General features: G+C 43.2%; 17 protein-coding genes. 7 read left to right on the top strand and 10 right to left on the bottom strand.

Features of this window, described 5'->3' with window-relative positions; genetic code table 11:
- Positions 1–45 precede the first annotated feature (45 nt).
- Positions 46–582: a nucleotidyltransferase family protein gene (locus H6G41_RS08220; protein ID WP_190745350.1), complete on the top strand. Its 537-nt coding sequence runs from the start codon at positions 46–48 to the stop codon at positions 580–582.
- A gap of 91 nt (positions 583–673) precedes the next feature.
- Here the strand turns inward: H6G41_RS08220 and H6G41_RS08215 are convergent, their stop codons facing one another.
- Positions 674–2,992 carry a PhoD-like phosphatase gene (locus H6G41_RS08215; RefSeq protein WP_190745348.1) on the bottom strand — a complete coding sequence of 773 codons (2,319 nt, stop codon included), beginning with the start codon at positions 2,990–2,992 and terminating at the stop codon, positions 674–676.
- Positions 2,993–3,173: 181 nt separating this feature from the next.
- On the opposite strand from H6G41_RS08215, the gene H6G41_RS08210 reads away from it, so the two are divergent.
- Together H6G41_RS08210 and H6G41_RS08205 are read left to right on the top strand one after the other, a co-directional pair.
- The gene (locus H6G41_RS08210) at positions 3,174–3,581 is read left to right on the top strand and encodes a KTSC domain-containing protein (RefSeq protein ID WP_190632864.1); all 408 of its coding nucleotides are present in this window, start codon (positions 3,174–3,176) and stop codon (positions 3,579–3,581) included.
- A 264-nt stretch (positions 3,582–3,845) separates the two neighbouring features.
- Positions 3,846–4,217, top strand: a complete 372-nt coding sequence (locus H6G41_RS08205) for a hypothetical protein (protein WP_190745346.1) — start codon at positions 3,846–3,848, stop codon at positions 4,215–4,217.
- A gap of 188 nt (positions 4,218–4,405) precedes the next feature.
- Here the strand turns inward: H6G41_RS08205 and H6G41_RS36075 are convergent, their stop codons facing one another.
- Positions 4,406–7,423, bottom strand: coding sequence for an NB-ARC domain-containing protein (locus H6G41_RS36075; RefSeq protein ID WP_190745344.1), 3,018 nt, complete (start codon positions 7,421–7,423; stop codon positions 4,406–4,408).
- Between the two features lie 122 nt (positions 7,424–7,545).
- Complete coding sequence (locus H6G41_RS08195) at positions 7,546–8,139, bottom strand: CHAT domain-containing protein (protein WP_190745342.1); 594 nt, start codon at positions 8,137–8,139, stop codon at positions 7,546–7,548.
- Positions 8,140–8,411: 272 nt separating this feature from the next.
- On the opposite strand from H6G41_RS08195, the gene secD reads away from it, so the two are divergent.
- The 3 genes from secD (at position 8,412) to H6G41_RS08180 (ending at position 11,425) form a co-directional block, all read left to right on the top strand.
- On the top strand, positions 8,412–9,827 hold the full coding sequence (gene secD / locus H6G41_RS08190) for a protein translocase subunit SecD (protein ID WP_190745426.1): 1,416 nt from the start codon (positions 8,412–8,414) through the stop codon (positions 9,825–9,827).
- On the top strand, positions 9,824–10,819 hold the full coding sequence (gene secF / locus H6G41_RS08185) for a protein translocase subunit SecF (protein WP_190745340.1): 996 nt from the start codon (positions 9,824–9,826) through the stop codon (positions 10,817–10,819). Before secD ends, secF begins: the two co-directional genes overlap by 4 nt.
- Before the next feature lie 168 nt (positions 10,820–10,987).
- Entirely contained in the window at positions 10,988–11,425 is a 438-nt protein-coding gene (locus H6G41_RS08180; RefSeq protein WP_190745339.1) for a hypothetical protein, read from the top strand.
- A 429-nt stretch (positions 11,426–11,854) separates the two neighbouring features.
- Here the strand turns inward: H6G41_RS08180 and H6G41_RS08175 are convergent, their stop codons facing one another.
- A complete protein-coding gene (locus H6G41_RS08175) occupies positions 11,855–13,033 on the bottom strand; it encodes a sugar MFS transporter (protein ID WP_190745337.1) in 1,179 nt (392 codons plus the stop codon).
- A 308-nt stretch (positions 13,034–13,341) separates the two neighbouring features.
- Between H6G41_RS08175 and H6G41_RS08170 the strand changes: the two genes are divergently transcribed.
- Entirely contained in the window at positions 13,342–13,812 is a 471-nt protein-coding gene (locus H6G41_RS08170) for a GNAT family N-acetyltransferase (RefSeq protein ID WP_190745335.1), read from the top strand.
- Here the strand turns inward: H6G41_RS08170 and H6G41_RS08165 are convergent.
- From H6G41_RS08165 to H6G41_RS08140, 6 genes are all read right to left on the bottom strand, one after another.
- Complete coding sequence (locus tag H6G41_RS08165; RefSeq protein WP_190745333.1) at positions 13,760–14,791, bottom strand: sensor histidine kinase KdpD; 1,032 nt, start codon at positions 14,789–14,791, stop codon at positions 13,760–13,762. The genes H6G41_RS08170 and H6G41_RS08165 overlap by 53 nt on opposite strands.
- Before the next feature lie 365 nt (positions 14,792–15,156).
- The gene (locus H6G41_RS08160) at positions 15,157–15,747 is read right to left on the bottom strand and encodes an L-threonylcarbamoyladenylate synthase (protein WP_190745331.1); all 591 of its coding nucleotides are present in this window, start codon (positions 15,745–15,747) and stop codon (positions 15,157–15,159) included.
- Between the two features lie 122 nt (positions 15,748–15,869).
- Complete coding sequence (locus H6G41_RS08155) at positions 15,870–16,481, bottom strand: 2OG-Fe(II) oxygenase (protein WP_190745329.1); 612 nt, start codon at positions 16,479–16,481, stop codon at positions 15,870–15,872.
- 787 nt (positions 16,482–17,268) lie between these two features.
- Positions 17,269–17,523, bottom strand: a complete 255-nt coding sequence (locus H6G41_RS08150; RefSeq protein ID WP_190745328.1) for a hypothetical protein — start codon at positions 17,521–17,523, stop codon at positions 17,269–17,271.
- Positions 17,524–17,529: 6 nt separating this feature from the next.
- Positions 17,530–18,396, bottom strand: coding sequence for a fructosamine kinase family protein (locus H6G41_RS08145; RefSeq protein WP_190745424.1), 867 nt, complete (start codon positions 18,394–18,396; stop codon positions 17,530–17,532).
- Between the two features lie 72 nt (positions 18,397–18,468).
- Complete coding sequence (locus H6G41_RS08140) at positions 18,469–19,749, bottom strand: pitrilysin family protein (RefSeq protein ID WP_190745326.1); 1,281 nt, start codon at positions 19,747–19,749, stop codon at positions 18,469–18,471.
- Positions 19,750–19,967 lie beyond the last annotated feature (218 nt).

The raw sequence follows: 19,967 nt of genomic DNA, 5'->3' as shown, positions 1-19,967 counted from the left end.
ATGCTAATATTTTCGCTTGCTGGTGGCAAATCTTACAAATTTGATATGAACAGTAACACTCGCTTACAGACGATCTTAGCTGATACACCTGTAGGGATGATTTTACCTGCGATCGCGCAACTTCATCTACCTGATTGGTGGTTAGCCGGTGGTGCGGTACGCAATACAGTCTGGCGCGCAATTTTTGGCGATGACTGCGAGTTAGTAATTAAGGATTTTGATATTGCATTTTACGATATCCAAGGCGATCGCGCTCAAGAACTAGCAGCAAAAGCTACCCTTACAGAACAGTTTCCTGATGATCAGTTTGATGTGAAAAATCAAGCTAGTTTTAACCGTTGGCGCAAAGGTGAAACAACCTACCAAAGTACAGAAGATGGTATTTCCCAATGGTTACACACTGCTACATCTGTAGGGGTGCGGGTAGATTTACAAGGACAATGGGAGTTTTTTACCCCCTATGGCTTAGATGATTTATTTCAGGGAATTATCCGCACTACACCTGTGCATATTGATAATCCTGATGCGCATCAAAAAGCAGCTAGTTTTTTACAAAAGTGTCCTTATTTGCGCTTAGCATAGAGTTATCAGTTGTCATGAAAAAAATTAAATGTAGGGTGTGTTGTCACGCAGCGCAACGCACCAATTGACTGTCTTAATTTTGAATTTTGAATTAAGTTGTTAATTTTGAATGGCTGAGTTCACTTTCAAAGCGGCTGTAAACAATTTCGATAGGATACCAAGTTGAAAACCAGTATAAATCTTGAATAACTTTAGAAGAATTATTATTATCTATTTCAAAATGGACTAAGGCTAAATTATTTAAACCTACGACTTCTCTCCCATCTTGAAACCAAGGTAGTTTCCAAAAGGTAAAATACTGGAATAGTTCCCACTTTAGGTTTTTCGCATGTTGTTCAGCAGTCATTAACCAGGAAACATTGGTGCCAAATTCAGCAGTTTTTGTGATTTTGCGGTGAACCCATTCCATTAAACCATGCCATTCGGGGGGACGATGTGCAAGAGACTCGCGGTAGGCTTTTCTGCTAGAAATTTCTAGCATATATGGGGGATTTTTCCAGCCTATCCATTGGCGATTTTTTTCTGGTAAAAGCCATTGTTTGAGTCTGGTATGAATGATTTCTGTAATTTTTTCTTCGTTTTTAAAAGCACTAGCTGTTAGTTGTACTAATATAGATTTTTTCTCAGAACCGAAAGATTTTTTGGTATAAGTTAACCGCACAACAGAACTGTAGTGAATGTCTCCAGATAAGACTATTACTTGTCGCCGTTGCTCAAATAATGTGGTGAGAAATTGTGCTAAAGCTTCGTAATTAATGTTCCAAGCATCGCCGACATCGACACCATAAACTTTATCTCTTTTTAAATGCCAGTGATGAATCCAATCTATTACTTCTAACCCAAATAAGTTGGTCGGTGCAATCACAAATGTAGCTTGGAGTTGCGATCGCCCTTTTGGTTTATGATTTACTTGTTCTAAGGGCTGGGATAGTTGCTGGCTAAAGGCTGGCGGTGATAGCAGCATTGGCGGTGCGATGGGTTTTTGATCGGCAGGGTAACCGCGCCAGGTGCGTGTATCTAAAACTATGACTTCATGGCAAAAACTACGGATTGTATAATGCCAGGTTAAGGCTTCTGGGGCACGGTCGAGAACTAAAACTGCATCATATTGCACAAATTCCGGTAAGTTTGTACTGGGATTGAGTGGCGGCATTCCTAAATAACGAGCGATCGCATTTTCCACCGCTCCATTCATTCCCCCAGATGCAGACCAATCCGCCGCCGCTTGTAATAATTTCTCCCCTGGTTGACCGGCTGCAAATTGTTGGGGTGTGTTTCCCCAAGCTTGAAATACTGCATAGGCTAACAAGGCATTTTGCACGGTTCTCCGTCCCAAAGGCTGTCCTAAAACCCGCAGACACCAAGCTTGGTTGAGGTTCCAGTCGTCGCTGACATCATGGTCATCGAAAATACTATACATGGGAACATTCGCCAGCGCCCGCCGCACTTTCCACAGGGTATGGATAAATTGCTGCATGTCCCGCACTTCTTTATCCCAACGGCGGCTGACTCGATGTCCATGCATTACCTCGTGTCCTTGGGGTATGCTACTCGGCCAGCAGGCGGGCGACCATGACAATATATAAGATGCGTAATATTCACCTAAACTCAGCAGGTGACTGCTAACTTTGGCGGTTTTATTATGCAAGCCGGCGGTGAAACCTGCTTGGTGTGTGGCGATATCTGCGCGATGTCCAGGAAGCAGTTGTTTAGGGGTGTAATAACTGGGATCGGCGGCTGTGTACTGGGTGACGGGTAACTGTTCCTCCCAACCTAGCAGCGCATCACCTAACTGACTGGAAACCCACAATAGGGGATCGGCGACATCATCACCATAAATTTGGTCACCTGTGAGAAAAAGCTGATGGGGTCGTTTGTTTGGCTGGTTGGCGGCGGACTCAATTAAGCAATCGAGAATCGGTAACGCATCAAAGCCATCACCGTGAGGTTTGCGACAGGAACCATGCACGATGCGTAAATCTTGTAAATCGGTGGGGGGGAGGGCAAAGGTGGGTTTTTGATGGTCGAAATAGCTGATATTAACGGCGGGAAAGCGGCGAGAACATAAGGCTGTGGCTAAAGTTTGCTGCTGGGTGGATGATTCAATAAATTGTAAGTCGTAGGCATAGATGCGATCGCTACTTAATAAATGACTACCCGCAGATTCCGCCGTGACAGCGACAATATGCAGGAATTTCCCCAGCGCAAAAGTCCGGCGTCTTCCCTCAAAGAGCAGATTTGTAATTAACTCACCGCGATTTGCTGTGTCATAAACCTGGAGTACCACCTCACAAGGACGTTTCAGCGCTATCCAGACTGTAACGGCGTCTGATTCTGTATGCTGCAAGATAGGCCCCGCCAGAATTAGCGGCAATTCTTGTAAAAATTCGTCACTAAATGGGTGCTTCATTGCCAACTATGCCAGCCTTGTGAAAACCGGAGTACGACAGTAGGTATTTTTCTGTTGCAAAGTCTTGACGATCAACTGCTTTTATGGTACAAATGTACTAATAAGCGGTGCGATTTTGCAGCAGAATTTAATCCTATCAACCGAAAAATAACATTTCTACGCCCACAGGAGAGCAAATTTAATGAGACTATCAAAAATGGACTTGAGTAGCCTAATTGCGATCGCTCATTCTGACGGACATTTACAATTATTGCTCGATCGCGGCGAGGAAATAGAACTTTTAGAAATTCCCGCACCAGTTCAAGCTTTTGAGGGGTTGGTAGAACTCAACGAGATTGTGGCGGAACCTGTGGCGTTTCCTGAATATGAAGAACCAATTGCGCTGTTACCTGTGAGTTCTTCAATGGCGGCTAGCATTGCTTACGATAGTCACGAGCAAACTTTGCAAGTTGAGTTTAAGAATGGGGCGGTGTATGAGTATTTTGGGGTAGATGAGGAGACTTGGGAGGATTTTTACTCGGCTGATTCTATTGGTAGCTTTTATAACGACTATATTAAAGGGCAATTTGACTGCGAACGGATAGATTGAGATTCAAAATATTTCATCTTTCGCTTACCCGAAATAACGCCCGCAGGCTAGAAGCCTGGGGCTATAGGTACGAAGCCCACCTTTCCTGCGGAACGCTTCGCGAAGGTGGGCTGTTTTTAGCCCACGAAGGTGGGCTTTGTTAGATTAGCCGCACCCTTCTAGGGTGACGGCGGTTTGTTGGGTAAGCGAGGGATTTTACCTCTGAGTCGCCAGTAGTATCTTTAAACGGGAGTAGGTTAAATCCAATTCTCCAGTATTAATTACGTGATTCACCAAGAAAAATCACCAACTGTTGAACCTCTGAGGGTGGAATTTGCACCTCAAAGCATGAAGGTTGAAGTTAAAAACCTGAAGCTTGCGCCTTTTATCTTCAACGTTGCAGCTTTTATCTTGGAAGTTGCGCCTTTTATCCTCAACGTTGCAGCTTTTATCTTGGAAGTTGCACCTTTTATCCTCAACGTTGCGGCTTTAATACGGAAAATTGCGGCTTTTATCTTCAACTTTGCGGCTTTGATGCGGAAAATTGCGGCTTTAACCCTGAATGTTGCACCTTTTTGCTTGAAAGCTAAGAAAATGATCAAGAGCGATGCCTGCGGAGGGCTACGCCTACGCACTTTGATGGCAACTGATGAGTGAATTCGCAACAGTCATGGTGATGGGAAGGAAATTAAAAAAGGCGATCGCACAATTCGCGGCTTGTTTTGCTTCGCTTGCCATGAAAATTGCCTAACCGGACTCTATATTATCCCCATTCGCCACGACTGACTCAAACAAAATCCGCATTTCCTAATTACGAATTACAAATTACGAATTACAAATTAGTCTTACTTGGTTTGCAACCGCAAAAAATGCACCCGTCCCGATACATCCCCAGCAACAACTCTCACCCCATCTGATCCAACAGCACAGCAATATATTGAACTTTCCCCTGTGAAAGTGGCAATTACTGACCCAGTTTGCCAATTCCACACTTTGAGAGTATTGTCATGGGAACCAGAAATCACGTACTTGCCATTTGGGGTGATGGCGACTGCATGTACCCAGTCACTATGACCTTCTAGGGTACGCAGTTGTTCACTAGTTTGCCAATTCCAGACTTTGAGAGTCTTGTCATCGGAACCAGAAATCACGTACTTGCCATCAGCACTCCAGGCAACTGCATATACCGAGCTATTATGACCTTCTAGAGTACGCAGTTGTTTACCAGTTTGCCAATTCCAGACTTTGAGAGTCTTGTCATCGGAACCAGAAATCACGTACTTGCTATCAGCACTCCAGGCAACTGCATATACCGAGCTATTATGACCTTCTAGGGTACGCAGTTCTTCCCCAGTTTGCCAATTCCAGACTTTGAGGGTGTTGTCATCGGAACCAGAAATCACATACTTGCCATCTGGAGTCAGGGCAACTGCATTTACAGAGCCACTATGACCTTCTAGGGTACGCAGTTGTTTACCAGTGTGCCAATCCCAGACTTTGAGAGTTTTGTGATAGGAACTAGAAATTACGTATTTGCCATCTAGTGTCAGGGCGAGCGCATTTACCCAGTAACTATGACCTTCTAGGGTACGTAGTTGTTCACCAGTTTGCCAATTCCAGACTTTCAGGGTCTTGTCATCGGAAGCAGAAATCACGTATTTGCCATCAGGGGTGAGGGCGAGCGCATTTACCCAGTAACTATGGCCTTCTAGGGTACGTAGTAGTTCACCAGTTTGCCAATTCCAGACTTTGAGGGTGTTGTCACCGGAAGTAGAAATCACGTACTTGCCATCAGGGGTGAGGGCGAGCGCATTTACCCAGTCACTATGACCATTTAGGGTACGCAGTTCTTCCCCAGTTTGCCAATTCCAGACTCTGAGGGTGTTGTCATCGGAACCAGAAATCACATACTTGCCATCAGAGGTGAGGGCGAGCGCTTTTACCGAGGAACTATGATTATTTAGAGTCCGCAGTAGTTCACCAGTTTGCCAATTCCAGACTTTGAGGGTGTTGTCACCGGAACCAGAAATCACGTACTTGCTATCAGCACTCCAGGCAACTGCATATACCCAGCTACTATGGCCTTCTAGGGTACGTAGTAGTTCACCAGTTTGCCAATTCCAGACTTTGAGGGTGTTGTCATCGGAACCAGAAATCACATACTTGCCATCAGAGGTGAGGGCGAGCGCTTTTACCCAGTCACTATAACCATTTAGGGTACGCAGTAGTTCACCAGTTTGCCAATTCCAGACTTTGAGGGTGTTGTCATCGGAACCAGAAATCACATACTTGCCATCAGAGGTGAGGGCAAGCGCTTGTACCGAGGAACTATGATTATTTAGGGTACGCAGTAGTTCACCAGTTTGCCAATTCCAGACTTTGAGGGTGTTGTCATCGGAACCAGAAATCACATACTTGCCATCAGAGGTGAGGGCGAGCGCTTTTACCGAGTCACTATGACCTACTAAGGTACGTACTAAGGAGCCGCCAGGAGGAGTTAAGTTTGCTGTTTGCGGAAGTAAACTAGGAGTTTTGCATTGCTGCACCTGCGTTAACAATCTCTGAATTTCTTCTCTTGCAAAACCCAGCAACCGCCCTAATAATTGCCCTGCCAATTGCTGTTTATCGTCATTTAAAATATGTGCCGACAGCCGTAATGCACCTTGAATTAACTGTAAATTCTCATCCTCCGGCAAAAAATCATAATCTGCTATCAAAGCATTAATATTGATGTTCTCCAACTTCCTCTGCAACCAGCGAAAATCACACAGCAGTTGTTTTAATTCCCCATCCCTTCCCCCAGCCAGCAAGTGATAGGCTAAATTCTCCCAAATATAACCGTCATTTTCTAAACTATGCCAGCCTTCGAGATATTTTTCGCTGTAAGCATTTAACAGCCGATTGTGTAAAAACCCTATCCCCTCACTTTCGGTTGCTAATGTCGTGTACTGCTTCCTCACATAATCAAACTGCAAGTCATGCAACCGCAAATTTCCCGCTTCATCCCGCAAAGCCAGAGATTTACTCACCAATTCATCAATGACATCTTGGCTATCAAACTCATCTAACCCCAAGGGTTCCCAAAAAGTCTGCAAAACTGCTTCGGGTATGGGTGTATCTTCTGGAAACACCGCAAAATCTAAATATCGCTGTTGGCTATTCTCATCCAAAGCTGCCACACTAACAGCAATTGCCTTAAGTAAATCGGGATAAGGATAATCGGGAAACTGTTGTTTTATTTTCTCTAAATCAGCACTGCGGAGTTTTTCTAAAATATTCTGCCAACGATTTGCAGGTTTCCCCCGCATCATCGCGCCAACCATCGCCAATGCTAAGGGCAAATACCCACATTCTCGCGCTACCTGCAAAGTAACATCATTGTGCGGACTGGGTTGCAAAATCTCCGGTTGATTTGCCCAATCTGCCAAAAGTGCTAACGCCTGTTGTGCATCTAAAACCGCAAGCTGATATTCTTCCCCTCCCAACCCTGTGACTATCGCCCCATCACGGGTAGTAATTAACATCTGACAGCGTTCCCCCAACACATCAAACGCCGTCGCATCATCCAAACGCCAGATATCATCCAAAATCAGCAAGCAAGCTTTATCGGCAAACAACTCCCGCAACCGCGCTTTCGCTAATCCCACCTCGGTAAAAGCCGCTTGCTTCTCACCCAACGCCGAAGCAATATAAGATTGCCAAGTTAAAATCTGCGGCGTTTGTCCAAATGTTACCCAAAATACCCCATCAGGAAACGCCTTTCTCACTTCTTCATCCCGCGCTAAGGCTGTAGCTAAGACTGTTTTACCAATTCCGCCCATACCTTGCACGCCCACACGCCGACTTTTACCTGTAATACCCACAGGTTGCTTTGTTGAAGATAATACTTTCTGTTTTAAGGGTGCAAGTTCTTCAAGACGGGGTAAAAAGTGCGGCGGTAACTCTGGAACGTTGGTAAGATTGCCTAAAGGTTGGTGATGGGGTGTTAAATGGGTTTTTTTTTAAGTTCAGGAATCAACTCGCCAGATACACCAGCTAACTGTATTGCATTTCGCGCAATATTAAAAGCAAACTCTACAGGCGCACCTTCATCATATTCGGGATTATAAGCCAGAAGCGCATCGTAAAAACCGACAACAAACTCAATCGCGGCTTTATCTCCGATTTGATCGTTCATTCCAATCACATAATTAATCTGTTGGGAAATAGCCTCAGCTTGGACTTCCGAGTAACAAGCATTCAATAGCACACATTCTACTTGTTTAGAAAACTGTCCAAATAACCCAGCTAATGCTTCACCAGTAACTAGCTGTTCTTTTCCTGTTTCATCCTCAAAAGCTAGTCCTTGTATCCCTGCACCATGCCCAGAAAAGTGGATAATATTCGGACGATAATCCAAAATAGCGCGGCGAATATCCCTCGGACGGACTGCTAAATCATACCGTAGTTCAAAGTTCTCCCGATTTTGTGCCCTTTGCAACCCTTCCTTGATATCACGCAATTCTTGATCGAGGCGCAATCGTGATGTATTGGTGGGATTTGCAGCTAATATCAGGATTTTCTGGGGTTTAACAGTCATTGCCGGCGTTGGGATGTGCTGTTTTTAAGTATACATGATGGGTATGGGGCATTGGGCATTGGGCATTGGGCATTGGGCATTGGGCATTGGGCATTGGGCATGGGGCATGGGGCATTAGGCATGGGGAAGAGGAGACTCTGACTTCACACGAAACCGTTGACAGTTAACAGTTAACAGTCAACAGTCAACAGTCAACACTCCTAACCAATAACTCATAACGATGAAAAAGAGCGCTATTATAGCCTTTGTCAGTTGCGAGTGATGGTTATGGTATGCAAAAACAGCGATCGCTATTAGCGTTAATTGTCGTTTTGATTATTGCTGCTATTGCAGTGATTCTCACAATTCCCATTCCCTTAGGATTGGATTTGCGCGGAGGTTCACAGCTAACAATTCAAGTGAAACCAACAGCAGAAATTAAGCAAATCACCGAAAATGAATTGGAAGGTGTTAAGAAAGTTGTCGAAGGACGGATTAACGGACTCGGCGTTTCTGAACCGGTAATTCAAACTGTGGGTACAGATAAAATCCTGGTGCAACTTCCAGGGGTAAACGATCCAGAACAAGCCGAAAGAATTCTTGGCGGTACAGCAGAGTTAGAATTTCGTAAACAAAAACCAAGTACAGAACCTCAACTATTTGCTTTTAGAGCTTCGCGATTTGAATTGAAGAAAAAGCAAGACGAATTGAGAAAGAGCGACGATGCTGCGGCGATCGCTAAAAATCAAGAAGAGTTACAGAAAAATAATCAAGCGATCGCTGATTTATTTGAAAGTACCGATCCGCCCCTGATTGGTAAATATCTAGAAAATGCCTATGGTGAACCCACCCAACAAGGTAATAACTGGAATGTGGCTATTCGCTTTAAACCCAAAGGTGGCGAACTGTTTGCGGAACTGACAAAAAATCTCGCCGGTACTGGACGGGCGATTGGCATTTTTCTCGATAATGAACTAATCAGTTCTCCTAGCGTCGGCCCAGAATTTGCAGCTACCGGGATTACTGGTGGTTCAGCTGTAATCACAGGTACTTTTACCCCCCAAGAAGCCAATGATTTAGGCGTACAGCTACGTGGTGGTGCATTACCCGTTCCCGTAGAAATTGCCGAAATCCGCACAGTTGGCGCTACTTTAGGTAAAGACAGTATTCAAAGCAGTATCTATGCAGGGATTGGCGGACTAATTTTAGTCTTAATCTTTATGGTGGTCTATTACCGCCTACCCGGTTTAATTGCCAATTTCGCCCTGATTATTTACGCTTTGTTAACCTGGGCTAGCTTTGCTTTGTTGGGTATCACCCTGACTTTACCAGGGATTGCCGGATTTATTCTGAGTATTGGCATGGCAGTGGATGCCAATGTACTAATTTTTGAACGCACAAGAGAAGAATTGCAAGCAGGTAAAAGCTTATATCGTTCTGTAGAATCTGGCTTTTATCGCGCCTTTTCTAGTATTCTCGATGGTAACGTCACCACAGTGATTGCCTGTGCCGCACTATTCTGGTTAGGTTCTGGCTTGGTCAAAGGTTTTGCCGTCACCTTGGCTTTAGGGGTAGCCATGAGTATGTTTAGTGCTATTACTTGTAGCCGCACCTTCATGTTTGTAGCTATTTCCATTTCCTCACTACGTAAACCAGAATTATACTGTCCGAACCTGCCAACATCGAATAAGGCAGAGGTAGCGCAATGAAACTAAGTATTAACAAATCGCGATCGCTTTGGTGGGTTATTTCGTCTGCCGTTATCCTTGCTGGTATCGCTGCAATGGTGATTTCTTGGCAAAACCCCAACATTAAAGCACCCCTGCGTCCCAGTTTAGATTTTGTCGGTGGTACAAGATTGCTCCTAGAACGGGACTGCAATAAACCTGGTAACTGCGACCAACCAATTGATATTAATGTCGTCCGAGATGTAGCTAAAGACAAAGGACTGGGTGATAGCAGTATCCAAATTGTTGCTGACAGAGAAACTAAAGCCGAAAATGGCATCTTAATCCGGACAAAAACCTTAGATCTCAAACAGCGTACTCAGCTGCAAACTGCCTTAAGCGAAAAAATCGGTGCTTTTGACGAAACAAAAAACCAAATTGACACCGTAGGGCCATCTTTAGGACGAGAGTTGTTTACCTCCGGCATTATCGCCCTGATTGTGTCCTTTGTGGGCATCATTCTTTACTTAACAGTCCGCTTTCAGTTGGACTATGCTTTATTTGCCATTGTGGCGCTATTTCATGATGTTTTCATTACAGCCGGGATTTTTTCCATATTCGGTTTAACACTAGGTACAGAAGTAGACAGCTTGTTTATCGTCGCCCTGTTGACGATTACAGGATTTTCCGTCAACGATACCGTAGTAATTTACGATCGCATTCGTGAAACCCTGAGAATCAATCCCAACCGTCCCATAGCTGAGATTGTGGATGATGCGGTTAACCAAACCTTAGGCCGATCCATCAACACCACCTTAACAACCATGCTGCCTTTATTGGCTATCTTGTTTTTTGGGGGAGAAACCCTGAAAAACTTTGCTTTAGCTCTACTAATTGGCTTTATTGCGGGGGCTTATTCGAGTATTTTTATCGCTAGTACTTTGCTAACTCTCTGGCGAGAACGTACTGGTAAATCTAGTGCAGGAGCTAGTCCTGAGATGCTCGATACCTCTGCTGGTTCCCAAGATACTTAAACTTGCCGCTATTTCCTAGTTGGGTGAATTTGCGATCGCTCAAACTCAATTGCGATAGATTGGATGATTTGCGATTGGTGGCATATCTTCAACAACAGTATCCCCAATCAAAAATCGCAAATCCGCAATTCCCATTAATAGCACTCATATTCTGCCGTTTTCAGCTCTATGGATCAATCGGAACAACCGTCACTTAATGGCAATAACTTGCACAATCCTGACCCAACTTTTGCTCAACAAGTGCAAAGGCTACATCAGCTGACAGTCTACGGTCGATGGTTGTTTGTCGGTTGCTTGTGGCTAACCATCGCGCCTATTTGCTTGTGGAACCTCAAAGCAGAAATTGCTCTATGGCGACAATACTTTACTTGGGTAGCAGTGCGATATGGACTTGTATACCATCCACTGTCTACCTTTGGTTTAGCCTTGTGTATTGGAATGACAACTTCTGTTTTAATTTGGCAAAGTCGCAATATTTTGATGGGACTGCCAGAAAAGGAAAAGCAACAATTAGAAAAGCAAGTATTTCGCATCCGCCAGCAAGGTTCTAGTCATCCTCTATGGAAGTGGGTATGTCAGCCAACAAAAGAAATTAAAGATAATTAGAGTAAATATGAATACATTTTTTAGAGAACTTTTTTAAAAAAGTAAAGATAGAAGTGAAATTTCCCTGTTGGCTGCACATAGCTATTATGTAACGCTAGATATTAGTAGGGGTAAATGAATTAAACCTCCTCCATTTTGAAACCTGGAGTAGTGGGGGCAGCTTTCGACTGAGCGCTCACGCCGAAGTCTTGCCCGCTACGAAAAGCAGGGAGCAAGATGCTCCCACTACTTGTTAAAACTATAGTTCTCAAAATAGATGTGCTTTAGCTTCTTGGGACGACAACATATCAATTAAGCTAATGCGCGTCTAAATTGCATAAATAGTAATAAAAACTGTTAACAGTCAACAGTCAACAATCAACGCTTATCTATCTGTAGGGGTGCAAAGCTTTGTACCCCTACTCATGTAATAAATATTTAATGCATCATTTAAACTTTAAACAATCCCAAGAGCAAAACTATAGGCGCTGCCAGTAAAACCCACATTGTTGACTGCAAACCAATCTGTTGAGCTAAGATTCCCAATGCTAGGGGCATGAATCCACCTACTAAACCAAACACGTTGCTGAGTGTCATGACTGTACCACTCTGCCCTGGCATCGCTGTATACAATTGTCCTTGGAGAATCGAATACCAACCAGCATTGAGCAAACCCAAACCAGCCAAAATAATTAGCTTGACTGTAAAGTGAGGAACTACCAAAAAAGCTGGATAAAGCCCTAACACCAGCAGGGCACTCACCTTTAAGTAACTCAATCCCTGCACCCGTTCCAGTAAGGGAATCAATAAAAAATCACCCAGTAAACCAAAACTCAACCAAACTGTGACAGCCAAGCTCGCTTGGGTGTTGCTGGTACCGATCGCATCGACTAAGTAAAGCGCTAAAAAGCCGCTGAGTACATCCAACATCAAATCTGAAAATTGTAACAATGTCAGCCAGCGCAATACTGATGCTCGTTTTAAGGCCACGATCGCATTGCCGATGCCATCCTGGAAGCTTGGCAAGCCTTCATTTACAGACAAAGTTGGATTTACCAGGGGATAACGCCACACCATTGCCAACAGCGATACCGTAAATACCGCCAAGCTAAAAAAAGCACTCCGCCAACTTTGCTTTAAAGTAATTGCCCCTGCCAACAACAGAGGCCCGATTGCATTACCTAATGAACCTGCTAATGCCCAACGTGCCATATTTTGCTCGTGGCGAGTCGGTTCTATGTCCATTAAGGTTGCTTGCGACAAACTCACAAAACTGCCGGATGCTGGATAAAACAACACAAAGCCAGCTAATAGCAGGGCAAAGTCATTACTGAGGGAAATCAGCAGCAAAGCGATCGCAAAAACAACTCCTCCGCCCAAAATCAATTGTCGTCGCTGCCCTACATCGCCCCAAATTCCTAAAATTGGCTCAAGCAAACTCGCGATCGTATTGGGTATAGTCAGCAACATACCTACCTGCACATAGGATAAGTGCAAGTCATGACGAATTAGCGGCCAAGCTGCCCCTCTCACCCCATCAACCAACTCATCTAACAATTCAATCATCAGGAAAATGATAATTAATCCGATCGCTTTCCTGGTGGTTTTGGATTTATTCTTCAATGGCATTGTGGAATTCTCCCGTCCTCAAGATTTCATCGCTCACGCAAACTCATAATTGCGTTGTATCTGGAGGGGGAATCCACGAACAAAAGCTCCGCCTAACTAAGGCGATGAATTGATTTTTAGGAACTTACCAGGGAGGAAACATGATGAAAAGTCAATATAGTTGTAGTATATTGTAGTGTAAATTTCTCTGTTTGTGGTTTTTATGCGATCGCACCCCAGAACAAGCCCAAAAATCACCGCTGCATATTTAGCAAAATCTGTAAAAATAAGGGTGAAAGCTGGTAAAAATACTGCTCCGGGTGTTGTCAATGAACTATTCTCAAATTCAATTTAGCGATCGCAAGTCCCAAATTGACCTCGAACAACTGCAACAGCTATTTAATCTCTCGGCTTTTTGGGCGAGAGAACGGAGTATTGAAGATTTGAGTATAGCTATCGCCAACAGTGAACCTGTGATTACTCTGTGGGATGAGCAGCGACTCGTTGGTTTTGCCAGAGCAACTTCCGATGGGATATATCGCGCCACAATTTGGGATGTGGTAATTCATCCAGAATATCGCGGTCGGGGATTGGGTAGCAAATTAGTCGAAACAGTTCTCAGCCATCCTCGCATGAGGTCGGTTGAGCGTGTATATTTGATGACAACTCACCAACAAGAATTTTATGAAAAGATTGGCTTTGAGCGTAACAAAACCACAACTATGGTGTTACACAACCAATCTGAACTTAATTCCCTACCGACTGGAGAAATTCAACTTCAGCGATCGCGAGGGGTATAGATACTTGCAACCTAGTAAATTCTTCAGTTTCTAACTCAGTGGTGGTAGGAATAATTTCTAATTTTCCTCCCATCGCTTCCAACAAAGTTTGATTGAGTAACAGCTTCATTCCTGGTGACAAATTCGGCTGATTTTTTTGTATCAATACAGATTTGTCTTCTGTATCAATGAACTTTATCGATTTAATAAAATCAATAGATTCACTTCCCGGTAGCGCGTGAACTGGGATATCTAACCAAATGTATGCAGTATGGCTCTCTGCTGAAGTACTAGTAGTTAAAGAAATACTTCCTTCTTCCATCTGCGCGATCGCTGTATCTATTAAAGTTACCAGTACTTGACGCAGCCAACGCGGATCGGCCAAAACATAAGTTTCTGCATCTGGCGGTGACAGTTGCAAGCGATAATTGCGATTCGCCGCTAGCATGTGAGTTAATTTATCAACCTCTTGTAAAACTTCAGCTAGTGACAGGGGTTGAATATCTAACTTATTAGTGCCATGCTCTACTCTGGCAACATTGAGAATTTCATCAATCAGCTTCAGCAGCTTTAATGCTCTTTCGTGAGCTTGCGCCACAAATTCCCGCTCTTCTTCCGGATTTTCACACAAATCAGACAAAATTAACTGATGTAAGCCAATTAAACCATTCAGAGGCGATCGCAATTCATGGGTAGTGCGTGCTAAAAAACCCGCTTTAAATTGGCTCATCTCCTTAGCCATTGCGTATGCAAGCTGAGTTTCTTGCAACCGTTCCAGCAATTGTGTCGAAGATTCTGGCTCTAGTTCTGTTTTCTGGGTAGCCTCAAGTAAAGTATCATCCACAACCACTGGTTTTACTTTTGGTTGTAAAGATTTTGGCTCTATAGTTGCCACTAAGGATGAGCTAGCTGTACCGTTGGCAGAACGTCCCCCTAACCAACGAAAACTCACTCCTAGAGCTAGTCCTAATCCTAAATATACCCAGTTACTCCAATTCATAGTATTTGGCAATTATTCAATTAGATTCTTTGACCAGAAACAGAGAAAATTAAGTTCCTGATGTTCAAATTACTTATTTATCGTTTATTTATCTACGCAATGGCAAATTTTTCTTGATTCATCACCAAAACTAGCGTGAAATCCCTAATATTTTAGAAATAGTCAGGATACCAATATCTATCACTGCTTAATAGAAAATTTCTTGGCTTTATTCCTGGTAAACACATTAAATCAGGTAAATTGGCGAAATTAAAGCTAATATCAATGGGGTATAGCAGTTTTCTATGTAAACTTAAATAGCCATAACTCATTGAGAATTAAGGATATTTGTAAAGCTAAATGTTTTTTATCTAATAAAATTTCCATTAGGAAATTAACTTTATAGCACCTTGTCGTAAAATCTGCCAATTACTTCCTGTCCATTTAGCCACAGTTGAAGGTACACCCCCAGTAGATCCATCCTGGGAAACTTCTGTAACCCTTAAAGTCAAAGCTTGGGAGAATTGAGACTCAATTTCTGCCATAGTTTGCAAAGGCGGCTGACCAGAAAGATTGGCGCTAGTGGTAGCTAAAGGGCCTGTTTGGGATAGAATGCGTTGAGCGATCGCACTATCGGGAACTCTAATCCCAATTGTCGTCGGATCGATAGGATTCATCACCTTTGGCACTAAATCTGAAGCAGGTAAAACTAAAGTCAGTCCTCCCGGCCAATATTTATTTGTAATTTCCTGCCAAATTTTATACTCATCTGCTTGACCTTGCACATAAGGCCATAAATCTTCAGCTTTCGCACCCATTAAAATCAACGGTTTATCCTGACTGCGTTGTTTAGCCGCAAAAATTAATTCTGCTTTTTCTGGTAAAGATGCTAGTGCTGGTACAGTATCCGTAGGAAAACTCACCAATAACCCAGCGCGTGCGCCATCTATTAGTTCTGCGAAGGAAACTTGCGTCATATTGCTAGTATTGGCTGTGTAAAACTTATATCTAATTTTTAAAATACATGTAGGGTGTGCATTACCCGCCAAAACCTGAATCTAAATATCTAATTGTTGTCATTGCAAATTACAAATTAGTCCTACTTGCGCTTTCTTGCTGATGAATTAGCAACTCTTGACTCAATGGTAAATTCTGGGATTTCTGCCAGTTCTTCTTCACTCAAACTATACTGTTCGCATACCAGACTCAAGCGATAACCAGAGGTTTGCACAGCGTTAACAGAATGGGTTAAATCGCCTTGAAAGTAGAGTAAAGTATTCATTTGCGGCTTAATTTGTCCAAGCTGGCGTTTTTGCGATCGCAATACCAATTCTCCCCCTTGCATATTCTCAGGTACGCGCACGTAAAGCACGCTGACAAACAACGGCGGCTCAATGCTTTTACAATAGGAACGCAAAGAGCGATCGATGTGCGGATCGACACGAGAACCTTCCTTCAGCAACAAAGGATTGAGGTAAAAAGCGTTACAGTTCTCCTTCAGCGCCAAATCCATATAAGGCTTAAAGTAGGGAAATTTTTGTTCTACCTTTGCTCTATGCGATTTTTGAAACACTACAGAAAATCCCTTCGTCCCCACAAAATCGCGGTTGAGATTGTTAACCGCAAAATAAGGACAAGCGTGAATTTCTCCCCATAAGTCGTTGAGGTAATTGCTGGGGAAGGCGTTTGGTTGTAGTTGATAGTGTTTCACTGTGACGCGAATAACTTTGTTGAATTGGGAAGAACGATGACCAAGAAATCAATTATGCCATTGCTGTGTAGGCAGGGAAAATCCGCAATGCAATTGCTCCCCTAAATTTAAATTTTTGAGATGGAAATTAAGTTTGTGAATTGTATTTTAACTTTTCCGACTCGCAAACTAAGTTTCTGACTCGCAAATTAAGTTTCCGACTCGCAAATTAAGTTTCTGACTCGCAAACTAAGTTTTTGACTCGCAAACTAAGTTTCTGACTCGCAAACTAAGTTTCTGACTCGCAAACTAAGTTTTTGAAACGTATATTAACTTCACAACTCGTAAATCAAGCTATATAGCAGAGCAAAACAGTAAAGCTTTAGCAAAACGCTAATTTTGCCAAAATAAGAGAAATTATGGCATAAAAAGGGTAGGCATCTTGTTATTGGTGCATATCTGGTTCAAGATTCTTCCCAATCTTCAATTTGTAATCCGGTTACACGACTAAATTCGCCGGTATTGTGAGTTACTAAGGGACTTCCAAGTAAAAAAATATTCCATTGCTATTGTTCACTGTTGACGGTTGACTGTTAACTGTGAACCGTCAACTGTCAACAGTCAACGTTTAACGAAATAATTTATTTTTTGGAGTTCCCTAATATCAAATTATGAGCGATCGCTATAGCTGCTATCTGCAAATCATTCATTCGCGAAAAGTTAGATCCCCGACTTCTTGAAGAAGTCGGGGATCTGAACAACGTGAATTTTCACAAATCATATAGGATTGCTATATCTAACAAATACTTCAGACAATTTCTTCTCTACTTTCAAAATCTCCTTCAGCATCGATAACAATTGGATCATCTTGACAAATACCGTAAGTTTGTTCAAAAAAACCAGGAGGCCATCCTAATTCTTCTGGTGTTTTTGTTGGGTTGGCGGCTTCAATTGGCTGATAAATTACCATTACTTCTACTTCTTTATCCTTAAAGCCTATTGGTACTTCTAAATGTAAAATGCCATCCTGTCCCACACGAGAATTTATTTTAATACTTTGCATTTATATTTATCCTTGCAAAATCTGCTCGATCATGCGATTTGCTTGGGAAGCGTAACCACCGCCAAATAAATTGAAGTGATTGAGAATGTGATACAGGTTATAAAGCGTCTTTCTTTGCTCATAACCAGCATCTAAAGGAAAGACTTCGTTATAACCTTGATAAAATGCGGCGGAGAAACCACCAAATAATTCTGTCATGGCGATATCCACTTCGCGATCGCCAAAATAAGTCGCCGGATCAAATATCACTGGTTCCCCAGACACCGTACACCCAGCATTCCCACCCCATAAATCGCCATGTACCAAAGAAGGTTCTACATCACGATCCGCTAATAATTCCGGGATAGCTGCTAATAACTTCTCTTCCTTAGGAAAACTCCCCCCACGTCGCCTAGCTAACTGAAATTGATAACCCAAGCGATGTTTCACATAAAATTCTACCCAATCTGCCGTCCAATTATTAATTTGGGGCGTAGAACCAATAGTATTGTTAATTTTCCAACCAAAACCTTGACTACTAGTCGCTTTATGCATTTGCGCTAGCTTTCGCCCCATTTCTTGAGAAGATTTGGTGTTACCGCCGCCCATCGCTAGCCATTCCAACACAATGTAGCCAGAATTCCCAGATATCCCCCAGCACAAAGGTTGAGGAACGCGAATACTAGCCGTATTCAGCATTTCCTCTAACCCCAACGCCTCAGCCTCAAACATCGCCACCTGGGAAGCTTGATTGAGTTTGACAAAATAGGTACGTTCATGATCAGAGACAGCATAGCCCTGGTTAATGCACCCACCACTCACCGAGCGCCTTTGCTGACTCTGAAATTTTTCTCCCGTCACCCGGCTAATATGGGCATCAATTTCTGTCCACATTGTGTTTGTCATTAGTCAGTTGTCAGTTGTCAGTTGTCAATGCCCAATGCCCCATGCCCCATGCCCAATGCCCTATTCTGGTTTAATTACAACTACACCATAAGCATCGGGAGTCAGATATTGTTGAGCAGCTTGCATTAAGTCGCTGGCTTCTTGGGCTTGGATATTAGCGGGGTAATTAAAGGCTGGCTCTAAATCTCCCAGCATGGATTGATAATAACCATACAACCCAGCGCGATCGCTTGGTGTTTCATTACCAAAAATAAATCTGTTGGCTACCCGTCGCCGTACACGGGCAATTTCTGATTCTTTGACCAGTTCTGTGTGTAACATACGGATATGTTGCGCGATCGCTTCTTCTACTGCGGCGACATTTTCAACTGGGCATTTTGCTGAGATATAAAATGTCCCTTGCAGTTGATTGCTCATATTGCTGACAGCAATCGAAGACACCAAATTTCTTTCTTCCCGCAAATCATGTACTAGTCTGGATGTGCGTCCATGTCCCAAAATTCCCGCTAAAACATCCAGCGCGTAAGTCTCATTAATATATTTCAACCCTGGAACCCGCCACACTATCACCAGTCGCGCTTGCTGAAGACTTTCATCGACAAATTCTTGGCGCACAACTTCTGTAAACGCCGGTTCGGGATGCAGTATTGGTTCTATCCACAATTCCGAATCTTTGGTGTGAAGCGTTTCACTAATTCCTTGAGCAACAATATCAATTAATTCTTCTGTAGGTAAATTCCCCACAGCCACAGCCGTAATTGAGGAGGGTTGATATAAACTCCCGTGAAAATCGCGCATTTGCTGGGGTTTGAGTTGGGAAATCACCGATTCTGGCCCCAATACCGGACGACGATAAGGTAAACGTTCAAAAGCCATTTCCATCGCCCGCCGAAAAGTCCGCCGTTGGGGACTATCTTCGGAACGGCGAATTTCTTCCAACACTACCAAGCGTTCCCGTTCAAAAGCATCATCCTCAATACTGGGATTGAATACTACATCCATTTGCAGGGGAGCAAGTTCGGCAAAATCCTTGGGAGCAGTAGTTATATAGTAATGAGTGTAATCTTGGCTAGTAGCAGCATTAGTTACCGCACCTCTTTCTTCAATGCGACGTTCAAATTCCCCACTAGCTAGGCGTTTCGTGCCCTTAAAAATCATGTGCTCTAAAAAGTGAGCCATGCCATTGATCGTATCCGATTCTACCGCCGAGCCTACATTAATCCACAAACTGAGGTTAACAGCATCAATCGGCATTTGCTCCGCGACTATGGTTAAACCGTTCGGTAACTGGTGGAGTTTTGGAGCATTGAGACGAGGAAATTTTACCAGGGTTGAGGTCATTGGTAGTAGTGAGTGGTGAGGTGGAAAGCTGCTTTACTTCTTTAATCTTATCTAGGACTGATGGCGAACTGTGTCCCTTCTTTCTAGAAAAGCGGTACTTAGCTCAGTAATTATGCAAAATAGAGTATAAATTTTTCGTTGTAAATAGAGCGATCGCAATTAATTTATGTCATTAATTGTGCTGAATTGCTTAGCAAAATTATCTCACTAGTAACCAG

Source organism: Tolypothrix sp. FACHB-123 (assembly GCF_014697075.1).
Taxonomy (GTDB): domain Bacteria; phylum Cyanobacteriota; class Cyanobacteriia; order Cyanobacteriales; family Nostocaceae; genus Aulosira.
This window is presented reverse-complemented; position numbering and strand designations above follow the sequence as displayed.